The sequence below is a fragment of the Streptomyces sp. NBC_01451 genome (assembly GCF_036227485.1).
Taxonomy (GTDB): domain Bacteria; phylum Actinomycetota; class Actinomycetes; order Streptomycetales; family Streptomycetaceae; genus Streptomyces.
Genome location: NZ_CP109479.1, coordinates 9,878,914 through 9,900,023, shown reverse-complemented (window position 1 = coordinate 9,900,023; position 21,110 = coordinate 9,878,914). Strand labels below are relative to the sequence as shown.

At 70.9% G+C, this 21,110-nt stretch carries 16 protein-coding genes and 1 pseudogene; 11 read left to right on the top strand and 6 right to left on the bottom strand.

All coding sequences use genetic code 11. The features are described 5' to 3' along the window. Nucleotides 1-333: 333 nt before the first annotated feature. From OG595_RS43605 to OG595_RS43575, 7 genes are all read left to right on the top strand, one after another. Nucleotides 334-837 carry a hypothetical protein gene (locus OG595_RS43605; protein ID WP_329282201.1) on the top strand — a complete coding sequence of 168 codons (504 nt, stop codon included), beginning with the start codon at nucleotides 334-336 and terminating at the stop codon, nucleotides 835-837. 486 nt (nucleotides 838-1,323) lie between these two features. Further along, nucleotides 1,324-2,217 carry a universal stress protein gene (locus OG595_RS43600; protein WP_329282199.1) on the top strand — a complete coding sequence of 298 codons (894 nt, stop codon included), beginning with the start codon at nucleotides 1,324-1,326 and terminating at the stop codon, nucleotides 2,215-2,217. 204 nt (nucleotides 2,218-2,421) lie between these two features. Next, entirely contained in the window at nucleotides 2,422-3,006 is a 585-nt protein-coding gene (locus OG595_RS43595; protein ID WP_329282198.1) for a 2-oxoacid:acceptor oxidoreductase family protein, read from the top strand. Then, nucleotides 2,990-4,231: a pyruvate ferredoxin oxidoreductase gene (gene porA, locus OG595_RS43590; RefSeq protein ID WP_329282196.1), complete on the top strand. Its 1,242-nt coding sequence runs from the start codon at nucleotides 2,990-2,992 to the stop codon at nucleotides 4,229-4,231. Before OG595_RS43595 ends, porA begins: the two co-directional genes overlap by 17 nt. Next, the gene (locus OG595_RS43585) at nucleotides 4,228-5,238 is read left to right on the top strand and encodes a thiamine pyrophosphate-dependent enzyme (protein WP_329282193.1); all 1,011 of its coding nucleotides are present in this window, start codon (nucleotides 4,228-4,230) and stop codon (nucleotides 5,236-5,238) included. Before porA ends, OG595_RS43585 begins: the two co-directional genes overlap by 4 nt. Then, on the top strand, nucleotides 5,235-6,860 hold the full coding sequence (locus tag OG595_RS43580) for an NAD(P)-binding protein (RefSeq protein ID WP_329282192.1): 1,626 nt from the start codon (nucleotides 5,235-5,237) through the stop codon (nucleotides 6,858-6,860). Before OG595_RS43585 ends, OG595_RS43580 begins: the two co-directional genes overlap by 4 nt. 231 nt (nucleotides 6,861-7,091) lie before the next feature. Beyond that, a complete protein-coding gene (locus tag OG595_RS43575) occupies nucleotides 7,092-7,487 on the top strand; it encodes an STAS domain-containing protein (protein ID WP_329282190.1) in 396 nt (131 codons plus the stop codon). A gap of 181 nt (nucleotides 7,488-7,668) precedes the next feature. Here the strand turns inward: OG595_RS43575 and OG595_RS43570 are convergent, their stop codons facing one another. Continuing rightward, entirely contained in the window at nucleotides 7,669-8,670 is a 1,002-nt protein-coding gene (locus OG595_RS43570) for an Acg family FMN-binding oxidoreductase (RefSeq protein WP_329282188.1), read from the bottom strand. 819 nt (nucleotides 8,671-9,489) lie between these two features. Here OG595_RS43570 and OG595_RS43560 point away from each other — a divergent pair. The 3 genes from OG595_RS43560 to OG595_RS43550 all read left to right on the top strand — a co-directional run bounded on the left by OG595_RS43560 (nucleotide 9,490) and on the right by OG595_RS43550 (nucleotide 13,406). Then, on the top strand, nucleotides 9,490-12,309 hold the full coding sequence (locus tag OG595_RS43560; RefSeq protein ID WP_329282186.1) for an ATP-binding protein: 2,820 nt from the start codon (nucleotides 9,490-9,492) through the stop codon (nucleotides 12,307-12,309). Nucleotides 12,310-12,375: 66 nt separating this feature from the next. Next, nucleotides 12,376-12,648 carry a DUF4242 domain-containing protein gene (locus tag OG595_RS43555; protein ID WP_329282184.1) on the top strand — a complete coding sequence of 91 codons (273 nt, stop codon included), beginning with the start codon at nucleotides 12,376-12,378 and terminating at the stop codon, nucleotides 12,646-12,648. A 179-nt stretch (nucleotides 12,649-12,827) separates the two neighbouring features. Continuing rightward, nucleotides 12,828-13,406, top strand: a complete 579-nt coding sequence (locus OG595_RS43550; RefSeq protein ID WP_329282182.1) for an RICIN domain-containing protein — start codon at nucleotides 12,828-12,830, stop codon at nucleotides 13,404-13,406. Between the two features lie 718 nt (nucleotides 13,407-14,124). Here OG595_RS43550 and OG595_RS43545 read toward each other — a convergent pair. The 3 genes from OG595_RS43545 to OG595_RS43535 form a co-directional block, all read right to left on the bottom strand. Next, a complete protein-coding gene (locus OG595_RS43545) occupies nucleotides 14,125-15,264 on the bottom strand; it encodes a hypothetical protein (protein ID WP_329282180.1) in 1,140 nt (379 codons plus the stop codon). Between the two features lie 443 nt (nucleotides 15,265-15,707). After that, nucleotides 15,708-16,334, bottom strand: coding sequence for a class I SAM-dependent methyltransferase (locus tag OG595_RS43540; protein ID WP_329282178.1), 627 nt, complete (start codon nucleotides 16,332-16,334; stop codon nucleotides 15,708-15,710). A 285-nt stretch (nucleotides 16,335-16,619) separates the two neighbouring features. Then, the gene (locus tag OG595_RS43535) at nucleotides 16,620-18,371 is read right to left on the bottom strand and encodes an MOSC domain-containing protein (protein WP_329282176.1); all 1,752 of its coding nucleotides are present in this window, start codon (nucleotides 18,369-18,371) and stop codon (nucleotides 16,620-16,622) included. Between the two features lie 551 nt (nucleotides 18,372-18,922). On the opposite strand from OG595_RS43535, the gene OG595_RS43530 reads away from it, so the two are divergent. Beyond that, complete coding sequence (locus OG595_RS43530) at nucleotides 18,923-19,426, top strand: DUF5994 family protein (protein WP_329282173.1); 504 nt, start codon at nucleotides 18,923-18,925, stop codon at nucleotides 19,424-19,426. A 143-nt stretch (nucleotides 19,427-19,569) separates the two neighbouring features. On the opposite strand, the gene OG595_RS43525 is transcribed toward OG595_RS43530, so the two are convergent. Beyond that, nucleotides 19,570-20,004: an STAS domain-containing protein gene (locus tag OG595_RS43525; RefSeq protein WP_329282171.1), complete on the bottom strand. Its 435-nt coding sequence runs from the start codon at nucleotides 20,002-20,004 to the stop codon at nucleotides 19,570-19,572. Nucleotides 20,005-20,128: 124 nt separating this feature from the next. After that, nucleotides 20,129-21,072: pseudogene (locus OG595_RS43520) on the bottom strand (IS5 family transposase); the annotation flags it as partial. Nucleotides 21,073-21,110 lie beyond the last annotated feature (38 nt).

Below are 21,110 nucleotides of genomic sequence, written 5' to 3'. Positions count from 1 at the left end.
GTCCAGGCGGAACGCTGAAGGTGGAGCGCGGAGAGAAGGCACGTCTCGACCGACACCCGACAAGCCCCGGTACCTGCACTGTTGACGGACGGCGTCACCGTCCGGATACGGCCGTCCGGTCCCGGCGGCCCTGTCCCGGCCACGCCGACGGCCCGGCCCTCGGCCTCGACGCCCGCGTGCGGCTCGCGCCCCGTCACACCCTCGCCCCGTTCCCTTCCTGGAAGGAAAAGGAAAGGAGGCGACCGAAGCGGCGGTGCCCGACCTGCCCCGCCCATCCACCGACCGATCAAACGGCCCGTTCCGGCCGGGCGCGACCGCATCGGCCACGCCCGGATGGACAACGCGGACGCGTCCGACCTCGATATGGGGCCGGCGGCCTGCCCGGACCGAGGCACCCCGGCCTTCACGAAGGACGGCACGGACTACTCGGCCTCGGCCGACCTCACCGGCCAGGCCAACCACCTCGGCGTCACCATCCAGGCCGACATCGTCAAACAGAAACAGGCGGAGAACACCGACGGCTACCGCACACTCGGCTTCGGCAGGACCGACCCGCTCCTGTACGACCGGCTCACCACCGACCACCCGATCGACCTCACCCGCCGGCAGGTGGCCAACTGCTACATGGGCCGGGCCGGACTGATCAACAGCGGCGGCGCATCAGTCGGCCACGACGACCTCGCACAAGCGGTCCGGACCGCCGTGATCAACAAGCGGGCCGGCGGCACCGGCCTCATCACCGGCCGCAAAGCCTTCCAACGACCCACCCCAGAAGGCATCGAACTCCTCCACGCCGTCCAGGACGTCTACCTCGACGACAGCATCACCATCGCCTGACGGCGACATGACCGGACGCCGTCGAGATCGAGACTCGGCACGCTGGAGGCTCGGCGGACGACCGCCACGGGACACGGCCGCGAGCAGGCCTGCCCGGCCGAAGGCCCACATCGGGACCGGAACCGGGGCGTCACGGAGCAGGTCCTCGGTGACCTCGCCCTCCGGGTACTGCTCACGCAGGCCGCCGAGCTGTTCTTCCGGCTCGTGCGGTGCTTCATGGCCGCTTCACCCCGGCCAGAGCCGATCAGCACGGCGGCTCGGGGGCATTCGCGCCATTCGCCGAGCCTGCGCTGGCCCGGCTGAAGATGTGGCCGTACACGGTTGTGTACGGCGGCCGACCGGTGCTTGGGCAGAGGGGAAAGGGTCGTTCGGCCCGGCGTCGAGGCCGGACAGCCCCTGCCGGAGCCCGGGCTTTCACCGGGACGCTGGTAGTGCAGAGGTCCGCAGAAAGAGGTGTCCGGGCATCGATCCGGGGAGGTGTTGGCCATGCTTCGCCCCATTGTCGTAGGCCTGGACGGTTCACGTGAGAGCCTCGCCGCCGCCGACTGGGCGGCCCGAGAGGCCCTGCGGCGCGGCCTGCCACTGCGCCTGGTGCACGCATGCGAGGCCGGCATGCCAGCCGACGAGTCGGAGCTGCCCGAGCTGAAGGCGCCGCGCTACTGGGCGCGGCGGATCCTGAGCGGTGCCATGGACCGGCTCGACGAACGCTATCCGCAGGTGCACTTGAGCGCCGATCAGATCTCCCGGCCCGCAGCGGACGCCCTGGTCGCGGCAGGCGACGAATCCGAGCTGCTGGTCCTGGGCAGCCGCGCGTTCGGCGGCTTCGAGGGGTTCATGGCAGGTTCGGTGGCGCTGTCGACGGTGGCCCATGTGACGCGGCCCGTCGTCCTCGTCCGGGCCGACCAGACCCTCAAGGACGAGCACGTGCCGGACGCGGCCGGCCGCCCCTCGGCGCACACTCCTTACCGCGACGTCGTGGCCGGCGTGGACCCGGCGCATCCGTGCGAGGAACTGCTCGCGTTCGCCTTCGAGAGCGCGGCGCTGCGTTCCGTGCCGCTGAGGGTGGTGTACGCGTGGCAGCTGCCGTACGTCCAGAGCGCCGCCGAGGCCAAAGCGCGCAAGGCCGTCCACGCACGCGCCGAGAGGGCGCTGGCGGCCGTGCTCGGGCCGTGGCGGGACAAGTACCCCACAGTGGAGGTCGTCGAGCTGGTCGAGGAGGGACGTCCGGCGCAGCAACTGCTGCACGCCGCGCAGGACGCCGGTCTGCTGGCCGTCGGCCGCAGGATCCGTCCCGCCAGGATCGGCATGCACACCGGACCGATCGCGCACGCGGTGATGCACCACGTGCGTTGCCCGGTCGCCGTCGTGCCGCACGAGTGAGTCCCGCGGAAAGAGTCGTCTCTCCCGGCCCGTCCGGCAAGGGCCGGACCGGGAGGGGCTGGACCGGGAGGGGCTGGACCGGGAGGGGCTGGACCGGGAGGGACCGGGTCCCCTCGGTCCTCCACGCGGGACGTTCGGCCCCTGAGGAGTCCGTCTTCCCGCACGGTACGAATGGAACAGGATCCCGTACGGGAGGAGGGTGCCGTGTTCCAGATACGCATCCACGGCCGCGGTGGCCAGGGCGCCGTCACAGCCGCGGAGTTGTTGTCGGTGGCGGCCTTTCTGGAGGGCCGCCACGCACAGGCGTTCCCGAACTTCGGCTCGGAGCGGACCGGAGCACCGGTGATGGCGTTCTGCCGGATCGACGACCTTCCGATCCGGGTGCGCGAGCCGGTCACCCAGCCCGACGCGCTGGTGATCCAGGATCCGACCCTGCTGCACCAGGTGAACGTCTTCGAAGGGCTGCGTCCCGGCGGATCCGTGCTGATCAACTCAGCACGTCCCGCCACCGAACTGGGCCTCGGGGATCTCACCGACCGCGCCCTCACGGTACCGGCCACCGCGCTCGCCCTGCGTCACTTCGGCCGTCCGGTGCCGAACTCCGCTCTGCTGGGCGGTCTCGCCGCGCTGACAGGCTGCGTGGCGATCGAATCGCTCGGCGCCGCCGTCCGGGAACGCTTCCCCGGCGAGCTGGGGGCCGCCAACGCGGCCTCGGCGCAGGAAGCGTACGACCACGTCCGCGCCCAGCGCGCTCAGCGGGAGGAACAGGCCCATGCTCAAGCAGACTGAGGGCTCGCGCGCGGTCGCCGAGACCGTCGCCCACTGCCGTCCCGAAGTGATCGCCGCCTACCCGATCTCGCCGCAGACACACATCGTCGAGGAGCTCAGCCGCCTGGTGAAGTCCGGCGCGCTGAAGCCCTGCGAGTACGTCAACGTCGAGTCGGAGTTCGCCGCGATGTCCATGTGCATCGGGGCTTCGGCGGCGGGCGCCCGCACCTACACGGCGACCGCCAGCCAGGGCCTGCTGTACATGGTAGAGGCCCTCTACAACGCCTCCGGGCTCGGCCTGCCCATCGTGATGACGGTCGCCAACCGTGCCATCGGCGCACCGATCAACATCTGGAACGACCACAGCGACAGCATGTCGCAGCGCGACTCCGGCTGGATCCAGCTGTACGCGCGGGACAACCAGGAGGCCTCCGACCTGCACCCGCAGGCCTTTCGGCTGGCCGAGGAACTGTCGCTGCCGGTGATGGTGTGCATGGACGGCTTCGTCCTCACCCACGCCTGGGAACGCATCGACGTGCCGGAGCAGGCACAGCTCGACGCGTTCCTGCCGCCGTACGAGCCGCGTCAGGTGCTGGACCCGGACGAACCGGTGTCGATCGGCGCGATGGTCGGCCCTGAGGCCTTCACCGAGGTGCGCTATCTGGCGCACGCCAAGCAGATGCAGGCGCTGGAGGCCATCCCGCGGGTCGCCGCGGAGTTCCGGCGGGTCTTCGGCCGCGAGTCCGGCGGGCTGATCCATCCGTACCGCTGCGAGGACGCCGAGACGATCGTCGTGGCGCTCGGCTCGGTGTTCGGCACGGTGTGCGACGTCGTGGACGAGATGCGGGAGCGCGGCGTGCGGATCGGCGCTCTGGCGATCACGTCGTTCCGGCCGTTCCCGCTTCAGGCGGTGCGGGCCGTGCTGGGCGGAGTGCGTCAAGTGGTTGTGCTGGAGCGGGCGTTGGCGGTCGGCATCGGCGGGATCGTCTCGGCGAACGTACGCACCGCGCTGTCCGGCATCCAGCTCGACGGCCACACCGTCATCGCCGGGCTCGGCGGGCGGGCGATCACGAAGGTGTCGCTGCACCGGCTGTTCGACGACGCGATCGCCGGACGGCTGGAACAGCTGACCTTCCTCGACCTCAACACCGCACTGGTGGAGCGGGAGTTGGCGCGGATGGCACGGACCCGCAGGTCCGGACCGTCCGCGGAGAACATCCTGCGCGACGCGGGGAGCAACCGATGAGCGCCGCACCACAGGTCAGGTTCTACCAGGTCGGCAGCTTCGCCGCCGGAAACCGACTGCTGGGGCCAGGCCTCCAGTCCGACCAGGCCGACCCGGCCCGCGCCAACGCGCTGACCTGCGGCCACCGCGCCTGCCAGGGATGCGGCGAGGCACTCGGCGCCCGCTACATCCTGGACGCGGCTCAACGGGCGGCCGGCGGCAAGGTGATCGCGGTCAACGCGACGGGCTGCCTTGAGGTGTTCTCCACGCCGTACCCGGAGACGTCGTGGCAACTGCCTTGGCTGCACTCCCTGTTCGGGAACGCGCCCGCCGTCGCCGCGGGCGTCGCCGCCGCACTGCGCGCCAAGGGCCGCACCGACATCCGGGTGGTCGGGCAGGGCGGCGACGGCGGCACCGTCGACATCGGGCTCGGCTGCCTCTCGGGCATGTTCGAGCGCAACGACGATGTCCTCTACGTCTGTTACGACAACGAGGCCTACATGAACACCGGCGTACAGCGCTCCGGGGCCACGCCCCCGACCGCACGCACGGCCACCACCCAGGCGGTCGGCGAGGAGCCCGGCGCCCCCTTCGGGCAGGGCAAGAACCTGCCGCTGATCGCGATGGCGCACGAGATCCCGTACGTCGCCACCGCCACCGTGGCCGGACTGCGCGACCTGGAGGCGAAGGTGCACCGGGCGATGGGGATGCGCGGCGCCCGCTATCTGCATGTGCTGGTGCCCTGTCCGCTGGGCTGGGGCACGGCGTCCCACGACACGGTGCGGATCGCACGGCTGGCCGAACAGACCGGCCTGTTCCCGGTGTTCGAGGCCAAAGACGGCGAGGTCACCGATGTCACACCGATCCGGCGGCGGCTGCCGGTCGAGGAGTACCTGCGCCCACAGAAACGGTACGCGCACCTCTTCCAGCCGGAGCTCCGCACGGACGTCATCGCCCGCCTGCAACGGACCGCCGACCGCAACATCGCCCGGTTCGGGCTACTGGCCCAGGAGGAGGCCTCGTCGTGAAGGACAAACCGTTCGCGATCACCCTGGACGTCGGCTCCAGCCTGGCCAACCACACCGGCGCCTGGCGGACCGAACGTCCCGAGTACGTCGACAGGATGCCGCCTTGCAACCAGGCGTGTCCGGCCGGCGAGAACATCCAGCGGTGGCTGTTCCACGCGGAGAGCGGCGACTACGAGTCCGCCTGGCGGCAGTTGATGCGGGACAACCCGTTGCCCGCCGTGATGGGCCGGGTCTGCTACCACCCGTGCGAGACGGCCTGCAACCGCGTCCAGGTCGACAACGCCGTGGGGATCAACTCCATCGAGCGGTTCCTCGGAGACGAGGCGATCAAGCGGGGCTGGCGTGTTCCGGGCCCCTCGACGGCGTCGGGCAAGCGCATCCTGGTCGTCGGCTCCGGTCCGGCCGGGCTGTCGGCCGCGTACCATCTGCGGCTGCTCGGCCACGACGTGACGCTGCGTGAGGCACAGGAGCAGCCCGGCGGGATGATGCGGTACGGCATCCCCCGTTACCGGCTGCCCCGCGAGGTGCTGGACGCGGAGATCGACCGCATCGTCGCGCTGGGCGTCGCACTGGAGCTGAACACCCGGGTCGACGACGTGCTCGCCGCGCAGCGGGACGGCGCCTACGACGCCGTGTTCCTGGCCGTGGGCGCGGGCATCGGCCGCCGCGCCTACATTCCGGCGGGTGACAGCGCCCGCATCCTCGACGCCGTGGCACTCCTCGGCAGCATGGAGGGCGAGGACCCGCCCCTGCTGGGCCGGCGGGTCGCGGTCTACGGCGGCGGCAACACCGCCATGGACGCGGCCCGCACCGCCCGAAGGCTGGGCGCGACGGACGCCGTGGTGGTCTACCGGCGCACCCGGGACCGTATGCCCGCACATGACATCGAGGTCGAGGAAGCCCTGGAGGAGGGCGTGCGGATGAAGTGGCTCTCCACCATCAAGCACGCCGACGAAGGCCACCTGACCATCGAGCGGATGGAACTCGACGAGAGCGGATTCCCGCAGACCACCGGCGAGTTCGAGGAGCTGGAGGCCGACACCGTGGTTCTCGCGCTCGGCCAGGAATCCGACCTGTCCCTGCTGAAGGACGTGCCCGATCTGGCGCTGGACCACGGCAGGGTCCAGGTCGCGGACGGGCTGATGACCAGTCATCGGGGCATCTTCGCCGGCGGCGACATGGTGCCCGCCGACCGCACGGTCACCGTGGCCGTCGGGCACGGTAAGAAGGCAGCCCGGCACATCGACGCCTATCTGCGCGGGACTCCGTACGAGCCCGGCGTCAAGCACGCACCGGCGGACTTCGACCGGCTCAACACCTGGTACTACGCGGACGCGCCCGCCTCCGTGCGGCCTCGGCTCGCACTGGCCCGGCGTGTCTCCACCTTCGACGAGGTGGTCCAGGGACTCGACGCGTCCACCACACTGTTCGAGGCCCGCCGCTGCATGTCCTGCGGGAACTGCTTCGAGTGCGACAACTGCTACGGCGTCTGCCCCGACAACGCCATCACCAAGCTGGGCCCCGGCAAGGGATTCGCCATCGACCTGGACTACTGCAAGGGGTGCGGGCTGTGCGCGGCCGAGTGCCCGAGCGGGGCGATCGACATGGTGCCGGAGGAGTAGCGAACCGGGCATGGGACAGGCCCAGGCGTCGTCGTACGCGCGGGCCTGTCCCATGCCGTCCGTCAGGGTCGGTGGTCTCCCTGCCCGCAGCCGGTCCTGGCTGGGCCGCTCCCCACCGAGTCCGGTCGGCAGCCGGGGCTGCGCCGGTTGGGCCCGATCGGCCCCGCCGAATCGGACCGGCAGGGCCGAAAGGCCCTTCTGCGCACCGCGCCGACCGGCTTTGCTCTGACCATGTCCGAAAACCACACGAGGTCCCCGGCGCCCTGTACAGAGCGTGTCGTCGGCGGGACGACCGTCGTGGGACTGCACGGAGAGATCGACCTCTTCGCTGCACCGCCTCTGACGGCCCGCCTGGACGAGCTGACCGCCGGGCCGCGCCCCGACCTGGTGCTCGATCTGCGCGGTGTCTCCTTCATCGACTGCAGCGGTCTGGGCGTGCTGTGCCGGGCGCGCAACCGTGTCCTGGCGCGGGACGGCCGGCTGCGGCTGGTCACACGAAGTGCGGGCTTCTTACGGATCCTGCGCCACACCGGTCTGCGGGACGCCTTCGAGGTGCACTCCCGCCTGTCCGGGGCCCTCGCCAACGTGCCGTGGCCGGGTGCCGTCCCGGTGCCCGCGGCGGGCTGACCGGGCGCGACCAGTGCGCCAAGGGCTCCGCTGGAGGCGCGGTGAAGAGCCTGCGGCCCGTGGGGGCTGCTCGCTCCCCCGCTCGATGCTTCTCGCGGGGCCCACCGTAGCGGGCCGCATATCGGCACGGCCCCGCGCGCCCTGTGAGGCACGACACCGCGCCGGACTCCGCCGAGGCCACTCAACGGCTTGCCGGCCCCGCGTCGGACTGCGTGCCGACGGCACGCCGCGGGGTGGCAAGGCCCTGAGGGCCGTATCCGAGGCGTATCAGCATCTGGGGGTGCCCGGCGTGATCGGGCGTGGGGCTGATGGACCGGCGCAGGTCCGGCCACTCCATCGCCTGGTGCAGCAGGGACGCGCGCACGCCTTGGGCCGTCGCGACCAGCAGGACCCGTTCGAGTGCCTGGCCGGCGCGCAGCCAGTCGACGCGGCGGTCATGGGTGGTGGCCAGCAGGGCGATGACGGGGGCCGTCTCGTAGGTGCGGGCGGGGAGTCGGTCGGGGTGGCGCTGCTCGGTGAAGTCGCGCATCGGAAGCCGCTCCCGGGCGTCCTGCGGGCCGAGCGCCGCCCAGGGCAGGCCCGTGTCGGCCACCTCGTACGGATCGCCTTGCACCCAGCGGCGGCTTTCCGTCGCACGGTCGGCGTCCCGGCGGTTGCGTTGCTCGGCCTCCGCGGTCACGGCGAGCAGGCGCACCGTCTCCGCGGCGCCGGGGAAGTCGAGCCACCCGCCTTCCGCGTCGGCCGCCTGCGCCAGATCGGCGTACAGATGCGGGGGAAGCGGCCGGCTGGAGAACGGGAAGCGGCTGCTGTGCCTGCGCCAGATCGCCCCGTACAGGTCGGCAGAGTGCCCTCCCGGGGGCCTGGCCGCGGGCTCTGTCGGACGTACGGAGGCCAGCAGGTCCGGGTCCGCCGGGCACGGCAGCAGGCGGGTGAGCGCCTCCCAGCCGAAGTGCTCCAGCGCGATCCGGAGGTTGAGGACCGATGCCCCCACGGAGAGATGCAGGGCGCGTCCGGTCGGATCCGTATGCCGGAGACCCTGTGCCGGGGCGGCGCGCACCTGGAGGGCGACTGTTTCGGGGGCCAGACGGAAGCGCCACGGCTGGCTGTTGAAGATCGAGGGCGCGGCGACCGCGGCCGAGACGCAGGTCTCCAGGATCGCGGCGTCAAGGGATGTGATGCGCATGGTGCGCTCCTCTCACGCCTGAGTGCTGATACCTCCGAGAGTGGACGCCGGGGTGTGCCAGAAGGAGAGGCCGATGGTCCCTCGCCGTGGCCCTGGCAGACCGGAATATGGCCCTGCGGACCGGATCCGTCAGGTCCTCGCCCCCTGCACTCCGGCCGGCCGGTCGGGGCTGAACGGCCCGTCCCCGCCGTCGGATCGGTCCCGCTCGGTCCCCGGTTCCGGCCGACCGAACCATGCCGTCGCGGGTTCCGGGGCGTCACCGTCGTAGGGGCGACAGCGACGACGAGGAGGGGCGGGCCGATGGACGACGGCATGCGCCAGGAAGAGGCTGTGGCAGTGGCGCACCGGCCCGTCGCGGCGGTGCGACGACGTCGTCGACGCATGGATCGTGCTGGCCGGGGAGAGCGTCAGCCCTGCGTCGCTGGCACAGATGCAACGCACTGTCCCGGTCGTCTCCCAAGAGGGATGGACGATCGACTGCGGTCGCGGCCCGCACCCGGCAGAGGCTCCCGGCCAGGCAGGCTTCTGGGGCCATGGCGGCACGGTCCGCAGTGGTGGAACGCCGGCCATGACCCGAGCCGACGGCAAGCGGCAGCGGGCGGTCGTGGGTGAACCGCAGGGGTGGAACAGGCTCGACCCCTCCGGCAGGCCCCAGTCCCACCCCATCGACGACGCGTGCGGCGTTCTCCCACGCGGCGATGTACGGCTGACCGGCCGGAGAGAGTCTCTCCGCCTGACCGGCAGGCATCCCGAGCCGGGTATCGCCGGCGCGCGGGCGGCTGACAGAGCGACGGGCGCGGAGCAGGAGGACAGGTCCGCATGGGGCACGACCCGACTCCCCTGCCGGCCGTCCCGCCGAACGGGGCGTCCCGCCCGGCAGCGCCGCCCGACGAGACCTCAGGCGCAGTCCCCGCAGTCCCCGCAGTCCCCGCAGTCCCCGCAGTCCCCGCACGAGCGTGCCGTCGTCTTTCTGCGTCGGTGCGGCAGGGGCCCGACCAGCCCGCGCTGCATCGCGTACGCCGCCGACCACCGTTACGGGGGCGCCGCACCCGACGTCCCGCGAACGGGGTTTCGACGCCCGCGCAGGCGTCCGGTTCCTCGACGGCAGCGCGGTGCGGGCCCGGTACTACTACCGTCCACGATATGGCGTTACTTGAGCGGGATCACTGGCTTGATGGGCTGCGACGCTGCCCACCCGGGCGGGTGGTTCTGGTGTCCGGCGAAGCGGGTATCGGCAAGACCGCTCTTGTCAGGGCGTTCTGCGGCGGCCTGACCCGGCCGGTCCTGTGGGGTTCGTGCGACGCGCTGCGGACGCCGCAGCCCCTGGGTCCGCTCCACGACATCGCACGGCAGGCGACCGGTGAACTGGCCGCCGCGATGGCTGCGGAGAGTCCCCGTCACGCGATGTTCACCGCGTTCCTGGATCAGTTGACGGCGCAGGAAGCCGTCGCCGTGTTCGAGGACGCCCACTGGGCCGACGAAGCGACGCTCGACCTGCTCATGTTCACCGCCCGCCGGATCTCTTCCACCCGTGGCCTGCTCGTCGTCACCTACCGGGACGACGAGGTCGGCCCGGATCACCCGTTGCGCACGGTGCTGGGAGCGCTCGCCACCGACAGGAGTGTGCTGCGCATCCGGCTGTCACCGCTCTCGGCCGCGGCCGTCGCGACGCTGGCCGGGCCGGACGGTCCGGACGCCGCGGAACTCCACACCCGGGCCGGCGGCAACCCCTTCTTCGTGACCGAGGTCCTGGCCGATCCCGACCACAGGGTTCCCGAGACCGTACGCGACGCGGTGCTGGCCCGGGCGGCCGGTCTCGGGCCCGCGGAGCGCGACGCACTCAACTCGGTGGCCGTCTTTCCCGGTTATGCCCCCGCCCCCTTGGTCCAGGCGCCCAGGAAGGCCGTCGACGCCTGCGTGGACGCGGGAATGCTGGTTCGCGACGGCTCACGGATCCTGTTCCGCCACGAGCTGGCCAGACTGGCCATCGAGGAGGGCATCGCGTCGGCGCGCAAGACCGAACTGCATGAGCGTGCGCTGGCGGATCTGACGCAGTGGGGCAGCGATCCGGCCCGGCTCGTCTATCACGCGGAGGAGGCAGGCGACGCTGCGGCCGTACTCGTGCACGCCGACGCAGCGGCGGGGCGGGCAGCAGCCGTCGGAGCCCACCGGCAGGCAGCCGATCACTATGCCCAGGCACTGCGGTTCGCCGACGGAATCAGCCCGCGCCGACACGCGGAACTGCTGGAACGCCACGGCGAGGCGTGTGCGCACGCCGGCCGGAGCGCCGCGGCCGTGCTCTCCTCCCGTCGGGCGATCGAGTGCTGGCGGGCGGAAGGCGACCAGGAACGCGAGGCCGCTCTGATGGCCTACTGCTCCTACTACCTGTGGAACCAGGGCCGGAACACCGAGGCGCACGCGATGGTGCGGCAGGCACTCGCCCTTGCCGAACGGCTGCCGGAGGGCCCCGGGCTGGTCGCCGCGTACACCTGGTCGGCGTACCTTCTGATGCTGGCCCGGGACATCCCCGGGGCGATGCGGACCGGAAGTCGCGCCGCCCTGCTCGCCGAGCGGTTCGGTGAACGGACCCTGCTCGCCCGGGCGCTCAACGCGGTCGGCTCCGCACAGTGGTCCATCGAGCCGGACCTGGCCGTGCGGACCATGCTCCGAAGCCTTCGGGCGGCCCGGGCGGCCGGTGACGACGCGGCCGTCGGAAGCGCGATGGTCAACCTCGGCTCCGCGGCAGGCGAGGTCCGCCGCTACGACCTCGCGGAACACTGGCTGCGCGAGGCCATGACGTGGTGCTCCGACCGCGACCTGGACGACGTACGCAGTTACGCCACAGCGTGGCTGGCCCGTTGCCTGTTCGAGCGCGGGCAGTGGTCAGCGGCAGAAGCGATGGTGGCGCAGGTGGGAGCCACCGAATGCGCGCCGAGCCGGATCGTCGCGCTCACCGTGCTGGGGCGGCTGCGCACCCGGCGGGGAGAACCGGGCGCGGCGGACACCCTCGACGAGGCGTGGTCACTGGCCGAACGGACCGGAGATCTCCAACGCCTGTGGCCGGTCGCCGCAGGACGCGCAGAACTCGCCCGCATGCGCGGACAACAGCCCGACAGCAGCCTCTCCGAGAGCTACGACATGGCGGTACGGCTCGGCATCGGCTGGGCGATCGGTGAACTCGGGCAGTGGCTGCAACCGCGACCGGCGGAAGTCCACCGGGCCGCCGCCCCGCCGTATCGGCTGGACCCCGTCGATGCCGCCCGGACCTGGGACGACCTCGGCTGCCCGTACGAGTCGGCCATGGCGCTCGCGCAGAGCCCGGCTCACCTGCGTGAGGCCCTGCGCGTGCTTGAGGGCCTCGGCGCCCGGCCTGCCGCGGACCAGGTGGCCCGCCGGATGCGCGACCTGGGGATCCGCCCACCACGGCGTTCCACCCTGGCCCATCCCAACGGGCTCACCGCACGCGAAGCCGACGTCCTCGCCCTGCTCAGGGACGGGCTGCGGAACTCCGAGATCGCCGACCGGCTCCACATCGCGGAGAAGACGGCCGGGCATCACGTCTCCTCCATCCTGGCCAAGCTCGGCGTGCGAACCCGCCAGGAGGCCGCCGAACATGGGGAGATCGCCGAGCGAACATAGGGAACGCCTCCCGATGTCCCAGGACCGCTCCCAGCCGGACAGTGGCTGTCGAAAGGAGCGTGCAACATGCCGCGATATCTCGTGCAACGGACCTTCCCCGAAGGTCTGCACATCCCGACGGACGACGAGGGCGCCAAGACCTGCGCCGGCGTCGTCGAGGGCAACGCCGCATCAGCGGTCACCTGGATCCAGTCCTACGTCAGCCGGGACAAGAGCGTGACCTACTGCGTGTACGACGGGCCGTCTCCGGAAGCCGTGCGCCAGGCCGCACAGACCACGGGCCTGCCCGTCGACCGGATCACCGAGGTCAGCGTCCTGGATCCGTACTTCTACCACTGACCAGGAACAGCGACGCCGCGTCTGCGCCGGAGCACGGCCGAGACCAGCCGGCCCGAGCGACTCCAGCCCTCATGCCTGTCCGAAAGGACACATTCCCCTCGCCCTACCCAACTGATGGGCCAGGACAGGCTGTTCAGATTTTCCGACCGAAGGAACCGGAGGTCACAACAATGACATCAATGAAAACGAGAAAGAGCATGACTGCCTCGGCAGGCGCGTTACTGGCGGCCGCCAGCATGGTCACCATGGCGGCCGGAGCCAGTGCCGCAGCCCAGGCCACGGGATCGGTGACGGACACCTCCACCCGCGCCGCGGCCCTCACAACGGCCAGCGCCTTCCACACGCTCAAGAACGTGGCTTTCGGCCAGTGCGTCGACGCGCCCGGCGGGCAGCTCAACGTCCGGCTCCAACTGGCCGACTGCAACGGTTCCAGCACCCAGAACTGGGCGTTCATACCAGTACCCGGCGCAGCGAAAACCTACTCGCTCGTAAATCAGAAAAGCGGGTACTGCGCCGAGGTCAACAACGGCACCAGCACCCCAGGTGAAGCGGTCGACGCATACACCTGCAACACATCAGGGTCGGAATACTGGACCAAGAGCAATGTGGACGTCGGCGAGTTGACCTACCAGAAGCTCGAACACGCGGGCACCGGCCTGTGCCTCGACACAGTCGGCGGCACCGGCAGCCAGCTCATGCAGTGGGACTGCAACAACGCTCATCCCCCGACCGCCCAGATGTGGATCCTGAGCCCCTGAACCCCCGCCGACCCCATTGACCGGCTCGGCCCGGCTTCCCGTTCGAACCAGGGGGAGACATCGGCAAGAAGACACGCACCACCCGGAAGACGGCTGCCGGGCGCACAGCGGTGCTCGCGTCGTCCGTCATCTTGACCGGTGTCGGTCGGACGGGAGGTCGTGTCCGGGTGATCGCGGCGAGTGCCGGGCATGGAGAACAGGGCCTCTTGGTCGCTGGGCGGGCGTCCACGCCGACGAGCAGGCCAGGGGGCCCTGTTGTCGCAGGTGCGCACATCCGATCGGTCACGCGAAGGTCAGCCGGAGGCGTACTGCCACCGGGCGACGTGGGTCATGGTGTGTTGTCCGGTTGGCACGGGAACCCCGTGGCGGGCGAAGCCGTCCGGCTTCCCACCACGGGGCCGGGTCCATGCCTTCTTCCGCCGCTGACGCGACCAGGGCCTGGTCACCGAGTTCCACGACCGGCCGCACGGCAGGGTCCGCGAAAGGCGGACGCACCGTCGTGGTCAGCAGGGCGGCGTCGAGAAACGCGTGGTACCCCCACGCCCAACAGCGCGATGAACCACAACACGCCCGCCGACAGCACGCAGGTGCGGGCTGCGATGACCGAACCGCGTCGGAACGGCGGTCTGCCGCAGGGCCGACAGGCTCGTTCGAAGCCACCCGTGACCCAACCGAGGTCGCTTCGCCGACTCGCGTCGCCCCTGCGTCAGGGGTGGATTCAGCGAGTCGAACGCTGGATCAGCTCGTACTGGGCGGAGGTGGACTCTCCGGTGATCAGCCCGTAGGCGCCGACGGACCAGAACTGTCCGGTGCGACCGACGGGCGCGAGGGCCTCGATGTCGTACGCCTGGGTGTGGCCGCCGGGGACGGCGTCACCGTCTACGGAGGTCCAGACGCCGTCACGCAGGCGCCAGTAGAGGGCGGTGCCCTCGTAGCCGTAGGGGTCGCCCGAGACCCAGATGGTGCCCTTGCCGTCGCCGGTGATGGCAGTGGCCCAGAGCCCGTCGACCGGCCCGGTGACGTCTCGCCAGGTGCGGCCGTTCCAGTGGAGCACCTTGGTCTGCTGCTGTTCGTCTTCGACGTAGGGGGTGAGAGCGGTGACCCAGACGCTGCGGGCGGACTCCTGGTACACGGCCGAGAGCGTGAGGTTGCTGCCGGCCGGCGCGGTCTCGGTCCACGAACGGCCGTCCCAGTGCATGAGCACGGACCGGCTCGGCTGGCCGACGTATCCGAACTGGCCGACCGCCCAGGCATCGTGGGCGGTGCGCGCGTCGATGGCGCTGATGTGGACCCCCTTCGGGAGGGGCGTGCTCTGCCAGACGCCGTGGGCGTAGGAGTTGATCGCGGTGTCACTCACCAGCCAGGCTCTGCCCGGGGCGGCGGCGAGCTTCGCGAAGCCGTAGCCCTTCTCCTCAGGCAGCGGCATCTGCGTCCACTGCTTGCCGTCGTAGTGGCCCAGGGTCTCGCCCTCCTGGCCCCAGCCGTACGCCCAGACGTCGTGCGCGGACACCCCGTCCACGGCGTGCCACACGCCGGTCTCCGGCACGGCGGACGTGGACTCCTGCTGCCACGTGCTGCCGTTCCAGCGCAGGATGACGCCCTGGCCGACGCCATCGATGTACTGGGTACCCACGGCCCAGGCGGCGTTCGGACCGACCGACGCGATGTCGAAGAGACCGGAGTTGTCCGAGAGCGTCCCAGCCAGAGAGGTGTGCCAGGCCGGGGCCGGGGACCGGCCCGGGGCCGACGCGGAGGGAGCCGCACCGTCCGCCGCTGAAACCGCGGCCGGGGCGACGGTCACGGTGGCTGCCGTGAGTGCGGCGACGATCGCGATCTTGAGGTACAAGCCTGTCTTCATGACTGCTCCCCGTTGTCTACGAGGTTGCTGCGTGGAACCCGCACGTTCGCCCCCCGTAATTGCCTGCTCACTCATGAGACCGTTCACCACGCCGAATGGTTGTGCCTGCAGCAGTGCGGAGCAGGAAAATGGCGGGTATCCGCACTCCCGATTCCCGCTGTCAACGGTCCTGGAGATGCCCGGGTGCTCGTGGGCACAGCCTCGTCGTTCCATCAGCCGGCCGGCTTCGTGTCGACCGTGCGTGCGGTTCTCGCCGACCCTGCTCACCGACGCCGTTCACCAGCGGCATCCGGCCTGCCCCGCCGGTTCCGGAAGGGCGGGGTGCAACGACGGTTCCGTGCGGGGCGATCGGCCTCAGGAAGTTCGGCTGGGTGGCGAAGGCAACCGGGCGCCGGTTGCCGCGTGGCCGGGACGCGCACCGGCGTGGGCCGACGGGGTCGTACTCACATGGCGGAGCGGGAGTGCACGCTGACGGCATAGCCGCAGCCTTGGTAGTAGGGATCGCCGCTCCAGGTGGCGTAGCGCTGCCGCAGGGTCAGTCCGGCCTCGGCGGACCAGTGGTCGAACTCCGCGAGGGTCACCGGTGGTTCCGGCAGGGGCAGGTGGGCCGCGTCCAGGCCCATGCCTGTGACCAGCAGGCCACCGGGGCTCAGAGCGGCGGCCAGTTGCCGGACGACGGCCGGTTCGGTGCCAGGGGCCAGCAGCGGGATGACGTTTCCGGCGGCGAGCGCCAGGTCGAAACCCGGATCCAGGCCGAGTGTGTCCAGACGGGCCAGGTCACCGAGGTGCCACGCCTGTGTGGGGGCGTCGCGGCGGGCGACGGCCAGCATCGAGGGGTCGACGTCCACACCGATGCAGTGATGGCCCAGCTCGGCGAGCCGGACCGCGATCCGGCCGGTGCCACAGCCGGCGTCGAGAATCCGGGCGGCGGGCTTCAGGAGCGCGGCGCAGAAGGTTGCCTCGCCGTGAATGTCGTGACCCGACTCGGCGAGCCGCGCGAAACGCCGGGCGTACCTCTCTCCGGCTTGTCCGCCTGTCAGTTCCGCCCAACGGTCGCGTTGCCCGGTCATGTTCCGTGTGCCTTCCGGTCAGCCTCGTCCAGCAGGGGCGAGGACGGTGCCATCGCACGTCCACGCCCGTGGGTGCAGACCTCGCGGCCTGCTACGAAGGTACACAGGGGGTGGCTCGAACAGCGGCCCGGCCGAGCACCTGCCTCAGCGCCGCCGCGGGGACATGCCTGGGCCGACTGCTCCTCCTTGCGGAGCACCTCGGAGACCTTCAGCGACGGCGCGACGCGGTGGGCGACGGTCCGTCGCAGTGCGCCGAGGCCCGTGACGCCTGCGTCTGGTCGACGCTCACGCGTGCACCTCCACGTCGCCGATCGGTACGGCGCAGCACAGCAGTGCCTGGCCGGAGTCGAGCGGTACGGCCGGTTCGCTCAGGTGCGCCACCGTGCCGGTGACACGCTGGCGGCAGGTGCCGCAGGCTCCGGCCCGGCAGGCCGAGGGCAGCCGGAGGCCGGCGGATTCGGCCGCGTCGAGGAGTGTGCCGGTGTCCGGGGTCCATGTGGTGCGGGTGCCGCTCACCGTGTAGTGCACGGTGAAGGGGCCGGCGGCGGGTGGCGGCTGCTCGCCGAGTCGCGCCGGGCGGGGTGAGTGGAAGCGTTCGTCGGTGATGGAGCCGGCGGGGACCCCGGCGGACAGCAGCGCCGTCCGGACGCTGTCGACGAAGCCTTCCGGGCCGCAGACGTACGCCTCGACGGTTCCCTCCGCCGACAGTTCGCCCAGCTCGGCGGCGGTGGGGCGGCCGGCCCGGGCACCGTCCGGCAGTGGCCCGCCGGGGTTCGTGACATGCAACCGCGGTGTGCCGTACGGCAGTTGTGCCAGCAGCTCGACCACCTCGTCCCACAGCGGGGCTTCGACTCCGGTGCGCACCACGTTCAGCACCGTCACCGGTCGCCGGGGCGTGGTGTCGAGCAGGGAGCGGAGAACGGGGAGCACGGGGGTGATGCCGATCCCGGCGACGGCCAGCAGAAGCGGTCGCTGCGGGTCGGGGGCGGTGATTTCCTCGCCGTAGGGGCCGGAGAGGAGCACGCGGGAGCCGGTGGGCAGCGCGTGCAGCCGGGACGACATCCGGCCGTCGGTGATCCGTTTGACGCTGATGCGCAGTTCGGTCGTACCGGTGCAGGTGGTGCTGTCGGTGGTGGTGCCGGTGATGGTGTAGCACCGCCACAACGGGGCGTTGTCGTCGGCGAGATGGAGTCGCAGGTGCTGGCCCGGTCGGCTGCGCGATCCGGCGGGGTCGCGGAAGGCGAGGGTGGTGACGGTGGGGCTCTCCTCGGTCGTCCTGACCAGCTCGGCGTACCGGGGGCGGCCGGGATCGGCGAGTCGTGCGGCGTAGCGTGACGGTGCCGGTTCCGGCGTCGCGTCGGCGGAGGCGGGTCCACGGTCGGCGAACCGGTCGCCCACCGCGATGGGGCCGCCGCGTACGACCTCGGCGTAGACCCCGCAGTAGAGATGGCCGAAGCGGGAGGCGAGCAGTGTCGGGACGTTGAGGTCGCGTGTCGCGGAGCCGGGACGGACCGTGGTGGCACGGCAGCGTTCGGTGGGGAACGTGATCTCCAGTTCCGCGCCGCCGAGTCGGATCCGGTGTCCGGGCAGATCGAGTTCGCGCCAGGCGCCGAGTCCGCTGACGTACAGGTTGGCCCGGAAGCGGCGGGGGTCGACCGGGACGCCGGCCGCCTCCGCCATGGCCCGCAGCGTGTCGAGGTTGATGATCGACAGGGGTGCGTCCGGCCAGTCCCACAGGGCTGCTCCGGGCCGCACGAACCGGACGGGTCCCAGCGGTCCGTCCGGGAACCAGTCCCGTATGCGCTCGTTGGCCGCCGCCAGGTCGCCGTCCCGGGGATGTCCCTCGTCGTCCAGGCCGATCCGCAGCCGCCGTCCGTCGGGTGCGGTGAACCGCAATGCCGCTTCCTCCACGGTGAGTTGATGGCGGGAGAGGTCGGCGTTCCTCCTCAGGCGCAGCAGCGCCGCGCTGGGAATCCACCCGTTCGGGTCCGCCTTCGCCGGTATGACTCCCCCGGCGAGGCCGAGCAGCCGGTCCATGGGCAGTCCCCGGTCGGCGGTGAGAGCCTGTGTCTGATCCCCTGGTATGGATCTTTGGGCAGTTTGGTCCGGTGGCATGTCCGAGATTGCCTACTGTCACCGTCACCGGGGCGGGTATAGGCTCGCTTACGAGGCTCGTGTGCGTTTCACCACCTGTAACTGGTGAGGAGCTGCCAGCCCGTATTTTTCATATTGCGGCCCCGTGCCCCCGGGCCACAGTGACCATGCGACCACTGTGAGCGGGCTGGAGCCGCATCGCCGACAACGCAGCTCCAGCCCTTCGTCCTCCCCAGCCCTCTTCGAGACCGGGGTGTACTCCCGCATGCCCCGGGTGGGGTGATGAGGACGGGTCAGTGCGAGACGGCGAGGGAGGGGACCTCGGTGCCGTCTTCGCACGTACGGCCGCCGCCCGTGTTCGGCTGCATGCGGCGGCGGCCGTGGACCATTCCACCACCGATGTCCCAGGCCGGAACACGCTTTAACGGGCTGTTGGCGGCGAGGAACAACGACACTGGGGCGGCGCGGACGTCGCCCGGAGGCAGGTTCACGTCATGGAACCGACTGCCGATTACCTCTCAGTCGGACCGCAGCGCGCAGCACCGCTGCCGGTGCGGCTTTCGCTGACGCCCCACGGTGCCGTCTCCTGCGGATTCGACGGCGCGTGGTGGCCCTACTCCCGCGATCTCATCACCGAACTCCCCGGCCTGGTCGAGGCGATGGACGGGGTGGGCAGCATCACCAGGGTCACCGTGGGGATCGAACCGTGGCCCGACATCCCGCACCAGGTCGCCGTCGGCGCACACACTGTGACCGCCGGATGGTTCGTGTCCGGTCACGAACAGAACGAGATCGTCCTCTGCTCCTTCCTCAAGGGCTTTCGCACCCTGCTCGTCGTTCCTCCCGCGACCGCGCCCGGCGCTGCCGACTGGCTGATGAGCACACCAGTCCCGGCCGACGGCAGCCGCACGGCCACCGAACTCCTGGCCATCGCAACGGCCCGCGCCGACAAGGCATCCCACGAGGCGTCTCATAGGACAGCGCACGGAGTTGCCTGAGGAGGAAGCTGTCGCCTGCGGTGTCACCTTGCCGCGGCGGTGGGTCGGGGTCTGGCTGAGCGGTCAGGCGGCTTGTGGCATCACGTAGCCGTGGGCGATGCCGCCGTCACCGGGCATCGGCCAGCCCTTGATCTTCTGTGCGGTCAGGGACGGTTGGCGGGTTCAGAGTTCAGGGCGGAGAGGGCGTCCTGAACTGTGGCGAGGGGGAGGAAGAGTTCGCTGAGGCCGGCGGCTTTGAGGATCCGCAGGTGCCAGGGACGGGCACAGACCAGTGCCAGGTGGCCGCCGTGTTCCAGTGCTCTGCGCCGTGCCCGGCAGAGCAGGCCGAGGGCTGTGCAGTCGAGGAATTCCACCGGCCGCAGGTCCACGATCATCCGTGCGCCCTGCCGGGCGGTGGCGGCGTCGGTATGGACCTGGACTTCGCAGACGGTGTTCAGGTCGATGGTGCCGTGGAACTCGACCACGGTGACGCCGTGGTCGAGGTAACTGCGCGCATACCGGCACGGGACCGGCGCCTCTCCCGGCGCGGAGTCGTCGTCACCCTGCCCTGACGCGGCATTCGTGTCCTGGAGGTCCATGCTGGTTCCCGGCGTGAGGCCCCCGTCGTAGGAGGATGCGCGGTCGTCGGACCGTTGCCGGGGACTGGGGCAACACCCCCTCACCGTAGGAGGAACAGCAGACGCAGAAACGTTCACCGGAACGACGGTTCACCTGTGCGGGTGAACGTTCCTGCCGCAGGGTCGACACAGCCGGCTGCGCATGCTGTCCGGCAGCGGTGCTCAGGCGGCCTGCGGCATCACGTAACCGTGGGCGACGTCGCGCCGTTCGGCGGGACGGACCCGGCGTCGGGTCAAACGGCGGGTCATCAGGGTGATGCAGGACCAGGTGATGAGTGCTTCGCTCATCTCGGGGAGCCGTTCGTGGTCCCGGCAGTGCCGACGGGCTCGCATGATCCACGACCAGGACCGTTCCACTGCCCAGCGCCGCGGCAGAACGATGAAGCCCTTGGCATCCGGTGGGCGGCGTACCGTTTTGACGGTGATGTCGAGGTACTTCTTCGCCCACGGGATGAGGCCGTTCTTGGCGTAGGCGGAGTCGGCCCAGACGATGGCGACCTCCGGGTGCATCAGCGCGAGACGGAACAGCAGCTCCCGTGCGACCAGGGAGTCCTGGGCGTCGGCGGGCGTGACCATGACCAGCAGCACGAGGCTGCGATGATCGCAGATGAGATGCCGTTTCCTTCCATTGATCTTTTTCCCGCCGTCCCATCCCCGGGTCGCCTGACTGACGGTTTCGGAAGCCTTGACCGACTGGGAGTCGACGATCACCGACGCCGTTCGGGGTGCTTTCCCCGCCGCGAGGCGGATGCGGCGCCGGAGGTGGTCACGGATGACACCGAGAGCCCCGGCGGCGGCCCATCGCCTGGCGAACCCGTAAATCGTGCGCCAGGGAGGGTAGTCAGCAGGCATCGCCCTCCATTTGATGCCGTTATCAACCAGATAACGTATGCCGTCGACGATCTCGCGGCGAGGCCACTTCTCCGGGGCACCGCCCTTGCGCGTCCGGCACGCGGCGGTCGGAAGCAACGGCTCGATCAAAGCCCATTCCGCATCGCTCATGTCCGAGGGATAGCGGGAAGCACGCACGGCAGAAGGCCAGGAGACCGGCCCGTGGGGAGTGCGGA